Source organism: Jannaschia helgolandensis (genome assembly GCF_900109285.1).
In the GTDB taxonomy this organism is placed as follows: Bacteria; Pseudomonadota; Alphaproteobacteria; order Rhodobacterales; family Rhodobacteraceae; genus Jannaschia; species Jannaschia helgolandensis.
Window position 1 is genome coordinate 336550 of the sequence record NZ_FNZQ01000004.1, and the last position, 17224, is coordinate 353773.

A 17224-nucleotide genomic window follows, 5' to 3' on the forward strand; every position below is an offset into this window, starting at 1 on the left:
ACACAAGCATTCTTCATCTTGGACTTGAAGTATTCGGGGGTCGCCGCCCCTCGTCCCCGGCGGCAAGTTCGCATATCTGATCGGTGTCGCCATCGGGCGGCACCACGTCGAAATCGGGACGGGCCGCGGGTAACCGGGGCCCTATACACGCCGGAAATCAGCGGAAAACCACGCAACCCCAAGGGTGACACTCATGGCGCAGATCACGGTCGTGTATTGGCGGGACATCCCGGCGCAGGTCATCTGCGGCAGCGGCAGACGCGCGGCCAAGGTGCAATTGTCCGAACGCTTCGAACAGGCCATCGACCGGGCTGCCATGAAATCGGGCGCATCGGAAACCGACGCCTATCTCGCGGACTGGCGCAAAGTGCCCGAGGGTGAAGCAGATGGCGATGATCGTGCCGCCGCCGAAGCACACGCCGCCGCGTTGGAAGCCGACTGGACGCCGGAACGTCTGAAAACAGTAGCCATGGCCGGAGGGGTCGAAACATGAGCATTCTTGGTTTCCGCAAGGCCCCGGCCCCAACCCCGAAGAACGGCGTTCTGGCAGATTTCCTGGACGGTTTCTCCATTGAGGTGATGCCCCGCACCGCCGAAAAGGTCGAGGATTTCGCCGCAATCCTGCCGCAGGGCACCCGCGTCTACATCGCCCACATCGACGGCACCCCTGTCGAGGATATGGTCGCGACCGCCGCGCGGCTGCACGCGGACGGCATGACCCCGATGCCGCACTTTCCGGCGCGAATCATAAAAGACCGCGCGATGCTGACCGACTGGATCGCCCGGTATCGGGGCGAGGCCGATGTCCGGCAGGCCCTTTTGCTGGCCGGGGGCGTTGCGCAACCGGCTGGAGCGTTCGAAAACTCCATGCAGATGATGGAGTCGGGTGCGTTTGACGGGTTCGAGCGGCTGCATGTCGCCGGCCACCCCGAAGGCAACCGAGATATCGACATGGACGGTGGGGACAAGAACGTCTCGGATGCTCTTGTCTGGAAACAGAAGTTTTCCGAACGCACTGATGCGAAGATGGCCATCGCCACGCAGTTCTGCTTCGAGTCCGCACCGGTCATCGAATGGGCGAATGGCATCAGGGCGGCTGGCATCGATCTGCCCGTCCATATCGGCCTTGCCGGGCCTGCCAAGTTGCAGACCCTGATCAAGTTCGCCATTGCCTGCGGCGTCGGCCCCAGCTTGCGCGTGTTGCAGAAGCGCGCGATGGACGTGACCAAGCTGCTGCTGCCTTATGAGCCCACCGAAATTGCAACCGATCTTGCGCGCCACAAGGCTGCGAACCCCGACTTCAACATTGCATCGGTCCACATTTTCCCATTGGGCGGGATCAAGACCTCAGCCGATTGGCTCAAGGTTCATGCGAAGGATGAAGAATGACGCGTACCGTACTGGAATCCAAGACAAAGACTGTGGTCATCGGCTTTGATGAACCGTTCTGCGTTATCGGCGAACGCATCAATCCGACGGGCCGCAAGAAGCTGGCTGCCGAGTTGGAGATGGACGACTTCTCGACGGTCGAGCGCGATGCGCTGGAACAAGTGGCCTGCGGGGCGATGGTTCTCGACGTCAATTCCGGTGCCGTCTTCACCAACAAGATGGCCGAAGACCCGCGTTACGCCGACAACAACTTCGTCGAACCGACATTGATGAAAGCGCTGATCGAGCGGGTGCAGGCGCTGGTCGACGTGCCGCTTTGCATCGACAGTTCGGTCCCCGGCGCGCTGGAAAACGGTCTGATGGCCGCCGAAGGCCGTCCCCTGCTGAATTCCGTCACCGGAGAGGAGGAACGGCTGGAGCTGGTCCTGCCGCTGGTCAAGAAATACAACGTCCCGGTCGTCGCGATTTCGAACGACGACACCGGAATTTCCGAAGACCCCGACGTGCGCTTCGCCGTGGCCAAGAAGATCGTCGAACGTGCCGCCGATTTCGGCATTCCGGCGCATGACATCGTGGTCGACCCGCTGGTCATGCCGATCGGTGCGATGGCGACCGCCGGGCATCAGGTTTTCACCCTCGTCCGTCGTTTGCGCGACGAACTGGGCGTCAATACCACCTGCGGCGCCTCGAACATCAGCTTCGGCCTGCCCAACCGTCACGGCGTCAATGCGGCCTTCCTGCCGATGGCGATGGCGGCGGGCATGACAAGCGCGATCATGAACCCCATACGCCATCAGGAGATGGAGGCGATCAACGCAGCCAACCTGTTGATGAACCACGATCCCAACGGTGGCAAATGGATCGGCTTCAGCCGTGTGCTGGATGCCGTGAAGGATGGTGCCACCTTTGCCGAAGCCGCTCAGGCCGCCGCTGCGTCCGGTGCCAAGTCCGGGGGGCGGCGCGGCGGTCGGCGGCGCGCCTGATGCGATGACCGACCACCACGTCATCTTCATGCCATCGGGCAAGCGGGGTCGCTTTGCCACCGGCACCCCCGTGCTGACGGCGGCGCGCCAGTTGGGCGTCGATCTGGATTCGGTATGCGGCGGGCGGGGCATATGTTCGAAATGTCAGGTCCAGCCGGGCGAAGGGTCGTTTCCGAAGCTGGGCGTTACCGTATCGCCGGGCGCATTATCGGAGTTCAACGCGGTCGAGCGCCGATATGATGAAAAGCGCGGACTGAAACCCGGTCGCCGTCTGGGTTGCCAGGCGACGGTGCAGGGCGACGTGGTGATCGACGTGCCGCCGGAAAGCCAGGTCCACCGACAGGTCGTGCGCAAGGCCGCCAGCGACAAACCGATCGTCATGGACCCGGCCACGCGGTTGCATTTCGTTACTGTCGAGGAACCGGACATGGACGCCCCGTCGGGCGATCTGGAACGGCTGCGCGATGCATTGGAATCGCAATGGGGACTGAACGGGCTGGAGATCGCCCTGCCCCTTCTGCGTCAGGTGCAGCCGGTTCTGCGCGCTGGCAACTGGCAGGTTACGGTGGCCGTCAACCATGACGAGAACCGGATCACTGCCCTGTTTCCCGGCTTGCGGGAAACACCCCTGCTGGGGCTGGCCATCGACCTCGGTTCGACTACGATTGCCGCGCATCTGTGCGATCTGTCTACCGGCGAGGTGCGCGCGTCGGGCGGCATGATGAACCCGCAGATCCGGTTCGGCGAAGACCTGATGAGCCGGGTCAGCTATTCCATGATGAATCCCGGTGGTGACCTCGAGATGACCGCCGCAGTCCGTCAGGCGCTGGATGCGTTGGCCGTCGAACTGGCGACCGAAGCCGGTATTCCCTCCGGCGATATCGTCGAGGCTGTGATCGTCTGCAACCCGGTCATGCACCACCTTCTGCTGGGCGTGGACCCTGTGGAATTGGGCCAGTCGCCCTTCGCGCTGGCCACGTCTGACGCGTTGCGACTGGCGGCTTCGGACATAGGTCTGACCTCGATTGCCGATGGCGCGCGCGTCTATGTCTTGCCTTGCATAGCGGGCCATGTCGGGGCGGATGCGGCCGCCGTCGCCCTGGCCGAAGCGCCCGATCAGGCCGACCCGCTGACCCTTATCGTCGACGTCGGCACCAATGCCGAAATCATTCTGGGCAACCGCGAGCGACTGCTGGCCTGTTCCTCGCCCACCGGGCCTGCGTTCGAAGGGGCACAGATCAGCGCCGGGCAACGCGCGGCGCCGGGTGCCATCGAGCGTGTGCAGATCGACCCGGTCACCAAGGAGCCGCGCTTTCGCGTGATCGGCAGCGAGTTGTGGTCCGACGAGGATGGCTTTGCCGAGGCGACCAAGGCCAGCGGTATCACGGGCATCTGCGGGTCGGGCATCATCGAGGCAGTGGCCGAAATGCGGATGGCGGGCATCGTCGATGCCAAGGGCCTGATCGGCTCGCCCGCGCAGGTCGGGTCGTCGCGTCTGGAACTGGACGGACGCACGCATTCCTATCTGCTGTGGGAAGGCGACGACCGCCGCATTCAGGTCACGCAGAACGATATCCGTGCAATCCAGCTGGCGAAATCGGCGCTCTATGCCGGGGCGCGCCTGCTGATGGATGAAGCCGGTGTGGATACGGTCGACAAGATCACGCTGGCCGGGGCCTTCGGGGCGCATATCTCGCCCAAGCACGCAATGGTTCTGGGCATGATCCCCGACGCCGATCTGACCGCCGTGACCAGCGCCGGCAACGCCGCCGGGCACGGGGCGCGCATCGCGCTGTGCAATCGCGCGGCCCGCGCGCACATCGAGGGTCTGGTACGGCGCATCGAAAAGATCGAGACCGCCGTGGCTCCGCGTTTTCAGGAACACTTCGTGGCCGCCAACGCGATCCCCCATGCGACGGCCCCGTTCCCGCATCTGATGGCGGAACTGACCCTGCCGGACGTCAGCTGGAACACCGCGTCGGAGGGGCGCAGGCGTCGCCGCTAGGTCTGTCCTTGCTCTGAAACATTCCGGCGGCGAATTCGCGAATGGGCTGGACCCGACATTCTAAAGTCGGATGACCTGCCCACCCGCCGCCGTCGCATCCGCCTTGTCGTGGGTCACCAGCAGCGCGGGGATGCCGACCGCGCGGATACGGTCAAATACCAGTTTGCGTATCTGGTCGCGCAGGCCGTCGTCCAGTTTCGAAAACGGCTCGTCCAGCAACAGGGCGCAGGGCTTCGACAGCAATGTCCGCATTAATGCCACGCGCGCCGCCTGTCCGCCCGACAGGGTGGCCGGATCGCGGGGGCCGTAACCCTGCAACCCGATCTCCGCCAGGGCAGCAGTGACGGTATCGCGCCGGGCCTTGCGCGTGCCGCCACGCGGTAATCCGAAAGCAAGGTTCGCGGCGACATCGAGATGCGGAAACAACAGCGGGTCCTGATAGAGGATGCCGATATGCCGGGCTTCGGGCGGCATGTCAGTCAGATCGCGACCATCCAGCAGGACATGCCCCGTGGCTCGGAATGCGGGGGCAAGATCGCCCATTATGGCACTGAGCAGCGTGGACTTGCCCGACCCGGATGGTCCCATCAGGGTGAGTACATCGCCCGGCCGCACATGCGCATCGACCGCCAGAAGCGGCAGACCGTTCCGGCAGATCTCAATGTTTTGGATCGTCAGACCGTCGGTCATCGGTGCAGTCCCCGGCGATGTCGAAAAACGATCGCAGGAACGGTCAGTGCCATCGCGAAGGGCAGCAAGGCCGCCAACGCCTGCCCCAGACCCCAGACGCCGATCGCGCGGCGGTCGCCGCCCGACGACAGGGCCACCGCCTCGGTCACCAATGTCGTTACCCGGCCCCCGCCCAGAAGCAGCGTGGCAAGATACTGTCCGACGGACACTGCCACGCCTACTGCCACGGCAGTCAGCACAGGACCGGTCAGCATCGGCAGCCGCAGACGCCAGAGTGTGCGGTTCGGACTGGCCCCCAGCCCCGCTCCGATGCGGGCCAGTCGGGCGTCCCACGCGCGGAACGGCCCGGACAGCGACAGGAATACATAGGGCAGCACAAAGACGACATGCCCCGCCAGCACCAGCCAGACGGAGGGCCCGAACCCCAGCGTCAGCGGCAGAAGCTGCAAGCCGGGCAAGAAAGCAACCTGTGGGATCAGCAGCGGCAGATACAGTAGCCAGAGCGCACGTTGACCCAGCGTCAAACCAAAGCGATGTTCGGCCTCCAGACAGCCGACCACGAGGGTCAGGGAGATTATCGTCGCGGCCCCGGCCAGCGCCAGCGTACCGAATGCCGTGCGCGCCATGTCCGGTCCGAACCGCGACCAGCTGCGCAGCGTCAGCGCCTCGGGCAGCAAGTCGGGATAGGCCCATCGCGCCGCGACAGACCACATCGCCAGCGCCGCGAGACCGGCCAGCACCATGGCGGCGGACCCGGTGGCCAGCGTCAGCCCGCACCCCCGCGCCAGCCGCTCCGGCGCACCGCGCCCCGACCAGACCCAGGCGCGGCCGATCCGTGCCATCAGACGTTCCGCGACCAGCCATACGGCCAGCACGACCAGCGTCGCCGCGAACAGGATCAGCCCACCTGCCGCCGCGACCGCGCGGGCCGACAGGTCGGGGTCCATCATCCAGCGGGTCACCTGCACCGATAATGTCGTCGGCGTCGTCGGCCCCAGGATCACGGCCACATCAACGTTGGTCATTCCGAAAACCAGCACGACCAGAACCGGCAGGCGCATCTGGGCATAGACGTCGGGAAAGACCGCTTTCATCCATGCCGATACCCGCCCCTGCCCCAACGACCGCGCCACGGCGAGGCGCGGACCGGCGGACACCTGCGTCAGGGCGGCGAGCATCATCAGCAGCAGAAACGGCATCTCTTTCGCGATCAGCCCGGCGGTCAGGGACAGACCCCAGGGGTCGTTCAGGATCAACAGGTCAGGTGCGGCTTCCCAACCCATCACGTTTGCCGGTATTCGCAGGATCCAGCCCGAGGGCGACACAAGAAACGCCAGCCCGAGCGCCGCCGCCGCATGCGGCACGGCGAGAAGCGGCGACAACATCCGCTCCAGCCAGACGAAGACCCGCGTACCATGCCAGCCTGCCGTGATCAGCGCAGCCACCGACAGCGCGCCCAGCGTGGACAATATGCCTGATGTTACCGAGACGGTCAGAGCTCGCGGCAGGCCCGGCCAGGTCAGTGCCATTGTCATCGGGCGATCCGCCCCTGGCACCAGATAACCGAAGGCGGGCAGGATTGTCCCGATCAGGCCGAATAGCACCGGTCCCGCCAGCACGAGTGCCGTCAGAAGGGGCAGCGGGCGCAGCACCTGGGACGACTACTCCGCAACACCATAGCGGGCGACCCAATCGTCGGCCAGCCGAGTGGCCCAGCTTGGGTGCGGTTCCGGCAGGGCCTGGCCGAGTTCTGCAGGCGAAAGGGTGGCGATGCCAAGGTCGAGCGCTTCGAAAGCGGCCCGATCGGCCTCGGGTATCCTGTCCATATCGAGAACCGTGCCATAGCCCAGAATGCCTGGCGTCTGCGCCCGCAGTTGCGCCTCGGGCGACAGCAGGATGTTGGCCACGACCATCGCGCCTTCCTTGGAGGAGGAATTGAAAGGGATCGCCACGAAACTGGCATTACCCAGCGTGCCACCGTCCAGAACATAGGTTCGAACCGTTTCCGGCAGATCGAAGTTGGCGATGGCGGTCGTTGCCTCACCGGGCGAAAAGCTGAAGGCGATGTCGGTTTCGCCGTCGTTGATCAGCTGCAACTGGCGCGGACCCGTTTCGGGATAGGCGCGCCCCTGACGCCACAGATACGGCGTCAGCTGGTCCAGATAGTCCCAAAGGATCGCGGTCACATCTTCGTAGTCCTCGTCCACCGGATCTTGCAGCACGGCGGGGTCCGGCACCAGTTCGATAAGCATCTGTTTCAGGAACGTCGTGCCCAGAAAATCGGGCGGCTGCGGATAGGTGAAACGGCCCGGATTTTCCTGTGCCCACTGCAGCAGCCGGGCGGCATTTTTTGGCGGCTCAGGCACGCGGGCACTGTCGTAAACGAACACGAGTTGGGCCATTGCCCACGGGCTCTCGTAGCCCTCGGTCGGGACGGTGAAGTCACTGGTGACGGTCTTTCCGTCCACATCGACGTATTGCCAATTCGGCAATTGCTCGGCGAAAGGGCCGAACAGCAGACCGACGGATTTCATCGAGGCGAAATTCGCCCCGTTGATCCAGATCAGATCGACCGATCCGCCAGTTTCACGCCCGGCCTGCAATTCGGTCAGAACGGCACCGACGGCATCGGCGGTGTCGGACAGTTTGACATGTTCAAGCCTGACACCCTGTTGCTCCGCCCGGTCGCCGATCCAGGCGATGAAATCGTTCGTCGCGGTCGATCCGCCCCAGGCGTACCAATAGACGGTCTGTCCCTGCGCAGCCTGCGAAACCGCGTCCCAGTCCGACACGTCTGGGTTGGCCATGGCAGCCGGAGAGGCGAAGGCCAGTGCAGCGATCAGCGGGGCCGTCAGAAAAGTCGGAAAACGCATGGCAATCTCTCATTTCAGCAAGTTTCGTGCATTGATGACGCGGGCGACGGCGGTGAGCAAGCAAAGTGAACCAAAGACCCAGGCCATAGGAATGAAATACTGCGGCAGAAGGCATAGCAGAACGAGGAAAGCGATCGTCTCGGTTCCTTCCAGCAGTCCCGCGGAATAATAGAGCGATTTGACGCCCTGGGCTGACGTCGACAGCCCGCGCTTTTCTGCGACTATAGCGTAGCCGAGAAAGCTGCTTCCGTTCACATAAAACGTCAAAATCAGGAATGCAGCGGATAGCGCATTGGCCGGATCGAGCACTGCGAATGCAAAGGGCACAGCACCGTAGAAAACGAAATCGCACCAGATATCGAGGTAGCCGCCGAAGTCCGTCGTTTGTGTGGCACGTGCAACCGCACCGTCCAGCCCATCCAGCAGTCGCGACGCCAGCAAGGGCAGCAAGGCCCAGCCCGGCGCGCCCGCAGCAATCACGGCGGCGCTGACAAGGCCCAGGGATAGACCGGTCAGCGTAACGCCATCCGCCGTCCAGCCCGCCCGTGCCAGTGTCCGACCCAGCCGGTTCAGAGGCGGATTGATGAGGGGTCTGGCAAATCGGTCGAGCATCGGGCCTCTGGCAGACAAATCCAATGCATTCACTTGCATCGCCGACTGGGGCGGACAAGGCAAAAGACCGTGAGGATCAAAGCGCTTCTGCGTCAGGATTGCAAGGTCAGGCGCGTCAGCGCCATGCCCGACAGCAGCGCCATAACGGCCGCACAGGCCAGTGACAGCGCCAGTCCGCCCGCCTGATACGTCAGCCCCGACAGTACCGTGCCGATCAGCCGTCCGCCCGCGTTCGCCATGTAATAGAACCCCACGTCCATCGTGACCCGCTTGTCTCCGGCGAAGTCCAGGATCAGAAAAGAATGCATTGCAGAGTTCACGGCAAAGACTGCGCCAAACAGCACAAGTCCGGCCAGCACCGGCCAGACTGCGTTCGGAGCCGCGACCACCAGTGCGGCCAATGCACCCGTCGCGACGGCCAGCGCACCGACCCAGAACAGGGCGCGACGTGCCGACCCTGCCCCCAGACGCGGGGCCATAGCCTGCATCGCACCGTAGAAAATGATCCAGAAGGCCATGAAGCCGCCGGTCAGGAAGAACGCCTCCTCGGGGCCGCGATCTTGCGCCAGCGCGACGGTCAGCCAGATCGGCAGGGCGACGACGAACCAGACGTCGCGCGCACCGAACAGGAACAGGCGCGCCAGCGACAGCCAGTTGATGCGGCTGTCGGTACTGAACACATGGGTGAATTTCGCACCTTTGTCGCGCACCGTCAGCCCGCCCGGAAGGAAGGTCACGATAGCCACCAGCACGACTGTCAGACTGCCCGCCAGAGTCCAGAGTGCGGGGATGAACCCGACTCCGCCCAGCAGTGCCGCGCCCAGAAAGAAGCCCAAGCCCTTGACCGCGTTCTTCGACCCGGTCAGCGCCGCGACCCAGGCATAGAGCCCCTGCCCCGGCGGTGCGAGCAGCTTGACCGCAGATTTCGACGCCGTCTTGGTCAGATCCTTGGCCACCCCCGACGCGCCCTGCACCAGCATCACGAAAACGACCGACGTGGCCATGGCCCAGCCCGCATCAAGTTGCGTCAAGGCCGCCAGCGCCACGATCTGCAACGCCAGTCCGGCAAGCAGAGTCGAGGCCAGACCGAAACGTGCCGCCAGCCAGCCCGCCGTTAGATTGGTGACGATGCCCGCGACTTCATACAATACGAACAGCCACGCCAGCGTCAGCGGCGAAAACCCCAGACGGTGGAAGTGCAGCAGCACCAGCATCCGCAAGGCGCCATCGGTCAGCATAAACGCCCAATAGGCCGCCGTGACTGCCGCGTAGCCGCGAAGGGATGTCACGCGGCCATCATCCGTGCAATGTCGCACAGGCGGACGGCATAACCGAATTCATTGTCATACCACGCATAAATTTTCAGATGCGTGCCCTGCACCACCACCGTCGATGGCCCGTCGATCACCACGGAGCGTCGGTCGTTCAGGTAATCGGAACTGACCAGGGGACGGTCCTCCAACCCCAGAATACCTGCCATGGACCCGGCTTCGGCTGCGCGGAAGGCATCGTTTACCTCCTCCGCCGTGACATTCCCTGCCATCTCGAAGGCACAGTCGGTCAGCGAAGCGTTCAGGAGCGGCACGCGAACCGCATGGCCCATCAGGCGGCCTTCCAGATCGGGGAAGATATCCATGATCGCTTTGGCCGATCCGGTCGTTGTCGGCACCAGATTGGTCAAGGCCGAACGGGCGCGGCGCGGATCCTTGTGAACACGGTCGACCATCGTCTGCGTATTGGTCACGTCGTGGATGGTCGTAAAGCTGCCGTGTCTGATGCCAAAGGCATCGCGCAGGACGGCCACAATCGGCGCGAGGCAGTTGGTGGTGCAACTGGCCGCCGTCACCAGCCGCTGCGATCCGTCGTAGCGGTCGTGATTTACCCCGTAAACAAGGTTCAGCGCGCCATCGCCCTTGACCGGGGCAGATACCAGGACGCTTGCGATCCCGGCGTCCCAATAGGGCTGGATCGTGGCTTGGGTCTTGAAGGTGCCGGTGCAGTCGATGACCATATCGACACCGTTCAGCGGAAGATCCGCAATCGTGCGGCGGTTGGTGAATGGGATGCGGTCATTGCCCAGAACCAGCATGTCGCCCTGCGCGTGACATGCGCGCGACCAGCGTCCGTGAACGCTGTCGAATTCCATGAGCAGGGCGTGTTGCTCGGCATCGCCACCCGCGTCGTTAACGCCGACGATCTCGATCTGTCCCGGTTGGTCCAGCAATTCGCGCAGGGCGAGCTTTCCGATACGACCGAGACCGTTCAGGATTGCTTTCATTAGTCATCTCCGGCCGCAATGTGGGTCGGATAGGCGACTTGCATGACAATTTGGTGACAGTCACGATGCCGTCACGCTTTTCTTGCTGAAAATCCCGGTATAAGACGCGGCGCACGGGGGTGTGGCCGAGCGGTCGAAGGCACCGGTCTTGAAAACCGGCAGGCGCGAGAGTGTCTCGTGGGTTCGAATCCCACCGCCCCCGCCATCTTCCCTTTTCTCTCTGAGGTGTCCTCTATTTCACCGCAATTTCTGCCGTCTTTCCGCGGGTTAGCATTATGCCCGCTGAGGGTGCTGTCAGAACAAATCGACTTGAGGCGGGCAGGTCTGTTTCATAGCCTTTGCTCATGACAAAACCTGACCCGTTCAAGTATTTTCACAGATGCTCCGAAGTCATTCGCCTGGCGGTGATGATGTACGTCCGCTTCCCACTTTCGTTTCGAAACGTCGAAGATCTATTGCACCAGCGTGGCATCGACATCAGTCACGAAACGGTGCGGTATTGGTGGAATCGTTTTGGCACGATGCTGTCCTTGCAGAGACTGGTTCGAATCCGCCTGACAGAACCACCGATATCGCGACATACTTATATTAAGATATAAATGGCGCACCTTGAAGAAGAAAGTTCGAACACTCTCTTCGAGGTGCTGGCGGAATGGGAGCGCCACCTCACGCATTTAGACCTTCATGGTCTGGAGCGTGACGATGACGAACATCAGACATAACTTCAATGGCTTAGCAGACTGGCGGCTTCCTGACGTGCAGGAGCCAGTGAAAGCGCCTGCTGCAACGCCAACGTCCAAGAAACCCAAGCCCTTTTCCCTGCGCCTTAGTTTCGACGAGCGGGCACGGCTTGAGCAGGATGCCTCCGGCATGGCGCTCGGGGCGTATATCCGCGACCGGCTTTTCGGCGAGGATGCTGCACCGCGTAAAACGCGCGGGCATTTTCCGGTGAAGGATTATGCTGCGCTCGGGCGCGTTCTGGCTGCCCTCGGTCAGTCGCGCCTGTCCAGCAACCTGAACCAGCTCGCCAAGGCGGTGAACACGGGTTCGCTGCCTGTCACACCGGAAACCGAAGGCGATCTGCGGCAAGCCTGCAAGGACGTGCAGGCGATGCGGCGCGATCTGCTTATCGCGCTCGGCCTGCACGAAACGGGGTCAGGCTCCAAGGCCGGATGGGATTTGAAGCCATGATCCTCAAGGCCAAAGAGCGCGGCGGCGGCGCACAACTCGCCCGTTATCTGCTTTCGATGCGCGATAACGATCATGTCGAGCTGCACGAGGTGCGCGGCTTCGTCGGCGATGATTTGCTGTCCGCCTTCCGCGAAGTCGATGCCATCGCCAACGGCACGCGCTGCGAGAATTATCTGTTCTCGGCCAGCCTCAACCCGCTTGGCGGGGAAACCGTCACAACCTCCGATTTCGAGAACGCCGCCGATGAGGTCGAGCGCAAGCTCGGCCTCGAAGGTCAGCCCCGCGCTATCGTCTTTCATGAGAAAGACGGGCGACGGCACGCGCATGTCGTCTGGTCACGGATTGAGGCCGAACAGATGCGGGCGATCAACCTGCCGCATTACAAGATGCGGCTGCGGGACGTGTCGCGTGAACTGTTCCGCGCTCATGGCTGGGAAATGCCGAAGGGGCTGCGCGACTGGCGGGAGCGCGATCCGCTCGGCTACACACGCGAAGAATGGCAGCAGGCGCGGCGCGTCGGCCTTGATCCCAAGCAGCTCAAGTCGCTGTTTCAGGAATGCTGGAACCGCTCGGACACCGGCACAGCCTTCGCCCAGGCCCTCAAGGAACGCGGCTTTATGCTCGCGCGCGGCGACCGGCGCGGCTTTGTCGCCGTCGATTATCGCGGCGAAGTCTATGCGGTGGCACGGCAAGCGGGCGTGAAGACCAAAGAGGTTGCCGCGCGGCTCGGCGATCCCGAAGCCTTCCCCTCGGTCGATGAAGCCCGCACCTACATCGCCGCCCGCATGTCGGAGCGGATCAAGGGCTTCATCCGTCAAGCGGAGCTTGAAGCCGGACAGGGCCGCAAGGCCCTGGACGCGGAACGCAGCGAACTGGCCGCGCGGCACCAGCAGGAACGGCAAGCTCTCAAGGATACACATGAAAAGCGCTGGATCGCGGAAACCAAGGCGCGGGCAGCACGGCTGCCGCGCGGGTTTTCCGGCATCTGGCACCGCCTGACCGGCAAATACAGCAAGATCAAGCAGCGCAATGAGCGGGAAGCGTGGGCCGCGCATGTGCGGGATCGCGCCGAACGCGATGGCCTGATCGCTAGCCAGCTCGATGAACGCCGCACGCTGCAAGACCGGATTCGACAGCAACGCGAACGCCAGCAAGCCGATCTGCTCCTGCTGCGCGAGGATGTCGCCCGCTACCAGACCATGGCCTTGCCGGAGCGCGAGGCACAGCGGCCCGAACCGGAAACGCAATGCGACAAACTCAAGGAACAACGCAGCCGCGACAGGACGCGGGATCGCGGATTTGAACGATAGCGAAAGGAGAAACGCAATGCGCGAAGAAGATGAAATGATGAAATTTGTCGCCTATCGGGCGGAACTCAAGAAAGCGCTGGAGCGCGTCGGCGAACAGATGGACTACATTGAAGCTAGCGGAATCGTGGAGCATGGCGGCGATGAACCAAGAAAACGCATCGGCCTGTCACTGCCATATTCTGTCCTTCACATGGCGCGGTTTCTGGCGGTCATGGAGGCAGAACTCATGCCCGCGTCCTTAACGCTGTGGAACAATGCCGAAACCTCGGGGCGCCGGAACGCCGCACTGCATGCAAGACTCGAAAGGCAAGCGCGACGTTATCTCGAAACACGTATCGAAAACCTGTTATTCGACGAATTGAACCGGCTTTACGCGCGCGTGGTAGGAGATAATTCCGGCAAAAAGGATGCGTCGGGGTCATCATAAGCAAGTCCGACTGTATCACCTATGTTGCGCGCCGCGCCTATGGTGCAGCGCAGCGTTGATCCGTCGAAGATATGGAAAGCCGTCCTCAAGAGCGGATTTCTGTGCCTAATAAGTCACCTAGGCGAAAAACGCGTAGTCAATTGTTCCGAGGCTTCAAACCCGTCTGTCAGATGCGCGACTGGAAATTGATGGTAGTGTTAAAGTGTATGAGATAGAGACGGCGAAATATCTGCTCCAGAAGAAGGCATAGAACTCTCATCTTTCCACTGCAGCAGCTTATCCATAATGCGATCCCCTATATCCTCAGGATCCGCTTCTAGAATATCTTCATATTCTCCATAATCGATACCAAATGCCTGAAGCACAATTGAAGTCATTTCCTCAAAGCCTAAATTTCCGCTATCTTCATGCAAGGTCATTGCTCCGAGACTGTCAGTAATATTCTGCGGTATGCCAGCTTCCTTGCCCCATTTATCAAGGGAATCCGTATCACCTGCATTTATAGCATCAGTTATTTTTTCCAAGCTTTCCTCAAATAAATTCGACATTGGTAACTCCTGTTTTTATAGAATAAAATATATCAATAATAAATTAATATGTACTTAATATGAGTTAAATAAATATCAGAAATATTAAACAAAAATTCACAACTTCCGAGATTTGGAAATATATTTGGGTTGCCAGAGCAGAAGTATAAAGGGAGAACTGCATGATATCCGCTGAACGCGGTTATCACATTGGTAACGTTACGCCCTGTTTTTCTCCCAGTATTTGGCTTGCCGCAGTACCGCGTTCAGAACGATGCAAAAGGCCATGGGCCAGGTGTTGCTTCGTCGCGAGTGCAAAACGTGACCGGCAGACAGCTCTAATGACGCAATCCCTCATTTCTTCCTCGCCCGTACATCGGCACTTCCGGAAATCATGAATGGCAGAAAGGGCTGCGCATGCGGCCAAGGCGGTGTGCCTGCTTCACTTCGTTGCGCCCGAAGGTGTCCGATTGCAGCCGCTTCCTGCGCCTCCTGATCCCGAGAAGGCCCGACTTGGTTGGGTCGCAAACGGAAAAGGAGGATCACATGATCACGCTTCTCACCATGCACGAACTGCACGGCCTGACGGCCCAGGAACTCGGCGAGCTGCACCAGCTCTTTTCGATGCTGCTGATCGAGACAGAGCCCGACACGCCGGACCGCCGCAACATCCTAGCGAGCCTCGAAAACATCGAACGCGCCATAGGCTGCCAAGCTAGACCGGCGGCACGTCCTGCCCGTACCCGCTGAACAGCATGTCGGGCGCGGCGGAAGCCGCGCCCGACCAAAAGCAACCTCAAAAGGTAGCGGCTGGCCGGAAGGCCAGCCGCGAAATTTATCCCGCTAGAGCAAAGCAAGCTGCGGGGTCAGCTCGTCTTCCAGCTTGCTCCGGAAGGTTGCGAGGGCTGGATTCCGGTCAAACCGCTCCTGCTTGTCGCACCGCTCCAGCAGGCGCTGAATTGCCCATCTGCGGGCGGCCAGATCGCTTTTGAAGGCGATCCCGTCCCAAACGGTCGCAGGGCCGCCAGAGCCGGAATCCGGCGCGTTGAAGTCGCGGGCCACGTGCCAGAATCCTTTTCCTGTCCTATAAAGGCGGATGGTGGCGGAATAACCCCTATGCTCGACCCTGATCTTTTCGGTGATGTTGTCGAGGACGCCGTGCTTGTTGCAGCTCGCACCCCAAAGGCTCCCAGCTTGTCGAGAACCTGCTCGCCTCGGTCTCGCAGCATCAGCGTCAGAAAAACGGCGAGCAGACTATCAACCGGATGCGCGCGCGGACGCAGAACGGCTATTGGGTATTTCAGGCTCCGGTCGGCTACCGCTATGACCGGACAGGCGGTCACGGCAAGATTCTTGTCCGTGACGAGCCGAAAGCCTCGATCCTGCAAGAGGCCCTTGAAGGCTACGCCTCGGGCCGCTTCGAAACGCAGGTCGAAGTGAAGCGCTTTCTTGAGCGCCAACCGTCATGGCCGAAAGACCTGCCGAACGGCGAGATTCGGAATCAGCGCGTCTATGAGCTGCTGACCCGCGTGATCTATGCGGGCTACGTCGAAGTCCCAAATTGGGGCGTCAGCCTTCGGGAGGGTAAGCATGAGGGGCTGATCAGCCTAGCAACCTTCGAAAAGATACAGGACCGGCTCCAGAGTACGGCCAAGGCTCCGGCGCGCAAAGATATCAGCGCGGACTTCCCGTTACGGGGGTTCGTTCTGTGCAATGACTGCGGTAAGCCGCTGACGGCCTGCTGGTCAAAGGGAAAAAACCAGAAATATCCCTATTATCTCTGCCCCACGAAGGGCTGCGAGAGCTACCGCAAGTCGATCAAGCGCGACAGGCTCGAAGGTGAATTCGAAGAGCTTCTGAGCCGTCTGGAGCCCTCTAGGGGCCTGTTCGAGCTCGTCAGGGCCATGTTCAGGGACGCATGGGATATGCGCGCTGGACAGGCTTCTGAGGCCGTCGCAGGGCTAAAAAGCAGCATCCGGACACTGGATAAGCAGATTGATCAGCTTCTCGACCGGATCGTTGAGACGGGCAACGCTTCGGTAGTCAGAGCTTACGAGAAGAAGGTTGCGAAGTTGGAGCGTGAAAAGGCGCTGGCAGAGGAAAGCATCGTCGATATCGGCAAGCCAAGGCATACCTTCGAGGAGTCGTTCGAACACGCCCTCAAGTTTCTATCAAGCCCTTGGAAAATCTGGAAAAATGCCGACATCATCGGGCGGAAAACGGTCCTGAGGCTGGCATTTTCGCAGCCTCTGCCCTACTGCCGGAAAGAGGGACTTCGAACACCTGATTTAGCCTTCCCATTCAAGGCTTTAGCAGGAATTTCAACCCCAAAAAGTGAGATGGCGCACCCGAGAGATGGGGTTGGATCGCTTTTAGATCAAAGGCTTGCGCGGAAAAGTTGGAAGTTTCAGGCCCTAAACATATCAATGGGTTAGGATGCGGGCTTCCAACTTTTTCGCAGCACTATTTCGGTTGATGCAGTTTCCCGATCGACCTACGACCTGATCACCGGCATGCTCCGATTGCACAGGATGAAGAGAGTCACAGGATGCATCTTAAGGGACTGATAACCGGCTGCGGGGTAGCGTCCACGGACGTGGTGTAATTTGTTCTCCGGCTGGGTGCTGAGCCGGTTTACAGGGCGGCGATTTTCGCCAGGTCCATGGTGTTATCCTCGCAGACGGTGGCGACGGTTTCCAGCGTCATGTAACGGCGCGTGACCGCCCATTCGTCATTTTGCTCCAGCATCAGGGCACCGACGAGACGTTTGATGGCTGGCTCGTTGGGGAAAATACCGACGACATTGGTGCGACGCTTGATTTCTTTGTTCAGGCGCTCAAGCGGATTGGTTGAGTGGATTTGCCGCCAGTGAGCCTGCGGGAAAGTCTTGTAGGCCAGCACGTCGTCTTCGGCGCGCACCATCAGCTCGGCGAGCTTGG

Annotated in this window: 18 protein-coding genes, 1 tRNA gene and 1 pseudogene; 11 read left to right on the top strand and 9 right to left on the bottom strand. The window is 61.3% G+C overall.

The annotated features are described in order from the left end of the window. Window positions 1-193 precede the first annotated feature (193 nt). Genes BMY38_RS12565 through BMY38_RS12580 form a run of 4 tightly spaced genes read left to right on the top strand, consistent with a single transcriptional unit; the run spans window position 194 to window position 4377 of the window. Entirely contained in the window at window positions 194-493 is a 300-nt protein-coding gene (locus BMY38_RS12565) for a virulence factor (protein ID WP_092763282.1), read from the top strand. Further along, window positions 490-1389 carry a methylenetetrahydrofolate reductase gene (locus BMY38_RS12570; protein ID WP_092763284.1) on the top strand — a complete coding sequence of 300 codons (900 nt, stop codon included), beginning with the start codon at window positions 490-492 and terminating at the stop codon, window positions 1387-1389. The genes BMY38_RS12565 and BMY38_RS12570 overlap by 4 nt, the downstream gene beginning before the upstream one ends. Then, on the top strand, window positions 1386-2372 hold the full coding sequence (locus tag BMY38_RS12575; RefSeq protein WP_092763286.1) for a methyltetrahydrofolate cobalamin methyltransferase: 987 nt from the start codon (window positions 1386-1388) through the stop codon (window positions 2370-2372). The genes BMY38_RS12570 and BMY38_RS12575 overlap by 4 nt, the downstream gene beginning before the upstream one ends. Window positions 2373-2376: 4 nt before the next feature. After that, window positions 2377-4377, top strand: coding sequence for an ASKHA domain-containing protein (locus BMY38_RS12580; protein WP_092763380.1), 2001 nt, complete (start codon window positions 2377-2379; stop codon window positions 4375-4377). A gap of 60 nt (window positions 4378-4437) precedes the next feature. On the opposite strand, the gene BMY38_RS12585 is transcribed toward BMY38_RS12580, so the two are convergent. From BMY38_RS12585 to BMY38_RS12610, 6 genes are all read right to left on the bottom strand, one after another. Then, complete coding sequence (locus BMY38_RS12585; protein WP_092763288.1) at window positions 4438-5067, bottom strand: ATP-binding cassette domain-containing protein; 630 nt, start codon at window positions 5065-5067, stop codon at window positions 4438-4440. Then, a complete protein-coding gene (locus BMY38_RS12590; RefSeq protein ID WP_092763290.1) occupies window positions 5064-6719 on the bottom strand; it encodes an ABC transporter permease in 1656 nt (551 codons plus the stop codon). The genes BMY38_RS12585 and BMY38_RS12590 overlap by 4 nt, the downstream gene beginning before the upstream one ends. A 9-nt stretch (window positions 6720-6728) precedes the next feature. Continuing rightward, entirely contained in the window at window positions 6729-7940 is a 1212-nt protein-coding gene (locus BMY38_RS12595) for an ABC transporter substrate-binding protein (RefSeq protein WP_092763292.1), read from the bottom strand. 9 nt (window positions 7941-7949) lie between these two features. Then, window positions 7950-8552 (bottom strand): CDP-alcohol phosphatidyltransferase family protein, encoded by a 603-nt coding sequence (locus tag BMY38_RS12600; protein ID WP_092763293.1) that lies wholly within the window; start codon window positions 8550-8552, stop codon window positions 7950-7952. Between the two features lie 92 nt (window positions 8553-8644). Beyond that, window positions 8645-9841, bottom strand: coding sequence for an organoarsenical effux MFS transporter ArsJ (gene arsJ / locus BMY38_RS12605; protein WP_092763295.1), 1197 nt, complete (start codon window positions 9839-9841; stop codon window positions 8645-8647). Further along, window positions 9838-10830 carry an ArsJ-associated glyceraldehyde-3-phosphate dehydrogenase gene (locus BMY38_RS12610; protein ID WP_092763297.1) on the bottom strand — a complete coding sequence of 331 codons (993 nt, stop codon included), beginning with the start codon at window positions 10828-10830 and terminating at the stop codon, window positions 9838-9840. Before BMY38_RS12610 ends, arsJ begins: the two co-directional genes overlap by 4 nt. Window positions 10831-10945: 115 nt before the next feature. On the opposite strand from BMY38_RS12610, the gene BMY38_RS12615 reads away from it, so the two are divergent. The 5 genes and pseudogenes from BMY38_RS12615 to BMY38_RS12635 all read left to right on the top strand — a co-directional run bounded on the left by BMY38_RS12615 (window position 10946) and on the right by BMY38_RS12635 (window position 13758). Next, window positions 10946-11035: transfer RNA gene (locus BMY38_RS12615), tRNA-Ser, on the top strand. 139 nt (window positions 11036-11174) lie between these two features. Then, window positions 11175-11366, top strand: a pseudogene (locus BMY38_RS18435) (IS6 family transposase); the annotation flags it as partial. A 166-nt stretch (window positions 11367-11532) separates the two neighbouring features. Next, window positions 11533-12021 (top strand): hypothetical protein, encoded by a 489-nt coding sequence (locus tag BMY38_RS12625; RefSeq protein WP_245737591.1) that lies wholly within the window; start codon window positions 11533-11535, stop codon window positions 12019-12021. Continuing rightward, window positions 12018-13331, top strand: a complete 1314-nt coding sequence (locus BMY38_RS12630; RefSeq protein WP_092763301.1) for a relaxase/mobilization nuclease domain-containing protein — start codon at window positions 12018-12020, stop codon at window positions 13329-13331. The genes BMY38_RS12625 and BMY38_RS12630 overlap by 4 nt, the downstream gene beginning before the upstream one ends. Window positions 13332-13347: 16 nt before the next feature. Continuing rightward, window positions 13348-13758, top strand: a complete 411-nt coding sequence (locus BMY38_RS12635) for a hypothetical protein (RefSeq protein WP_092763303.1) — start codon at window positions 13348-13350, stop codon at window positions 13756-13758. Between the two features lie 197 nt (window positions 13759-13955). Here the strand turns inward: BMY38_RS12635 and BMY38_RS12640 are convergent, their stop codons facing one another. Next, a complete protein-coding gene (locus tag BMY38_RS12640) occupies window positions 13956-14306 on the bottom strand; it encodes a hypothetical protein (RefSeq protein ID WP_092763306.1) in 351 nt (116 codons plus the stop codon). Between the two features lie 525 nt (window positions 14307-14831). Here BMY38_RS12640 and BMY38_RS12645 point away from each other — a divergent pair. Beyond that, window positions 14832-15035: a hypothetical protein gene (locus tag BMY38_RS12645; protein WP_092763308.1), complete on the top strand. Its 204-nt coding sequence runs from the start codon at window positions 14832-14834 to the stop codon at window positions 15033-15035. 93 nt (window positions 15036-15128) lie between these two features. Here the strand turns inward: BMY38_RS12645 and BMY38_RS12650 are convergent, their stop codons facing one another. Continuing rightward, window positions 15129-15347 carry a hypothetical protein gene (locus BMY38_RS12650; protein WP_092763310.1) on the bottom strand — a complete coding sequence of 73 codons (219 nt, stop codon included), beginning with the start codon at window positions 15345-15347 and terminating at the stop codon, window positions 15129-15131. Between the two features lie 203 nt (window positions 15348-15550). Between BMY38_RS12650 and BMY38_RS12655 the strand changes: the two genes are divergently transcribed. Next, complete coding sequence (locus tag BMY38_RS12655) at window positions 15551-16720, top strand: recombinase zinc beta ribbon domain-containing protein (protein WP_092763312.1); 1170 nt, start codon at window positions 15551-15553, stop codon at window positions 16718-16720. Window positions 16721-16919: 199 nt separating this feature from the next. Here BMY38_RS12655 and BMY38_RS12660 read toward each other — a convergent pair. Further along, on the bottom strand, window positions 16920-17224 hold a 305-nt coding region (locus BMY38_RS12660; RefSeq protein ID WP_175495869.1), incomplete at its 5' end, for a transposase.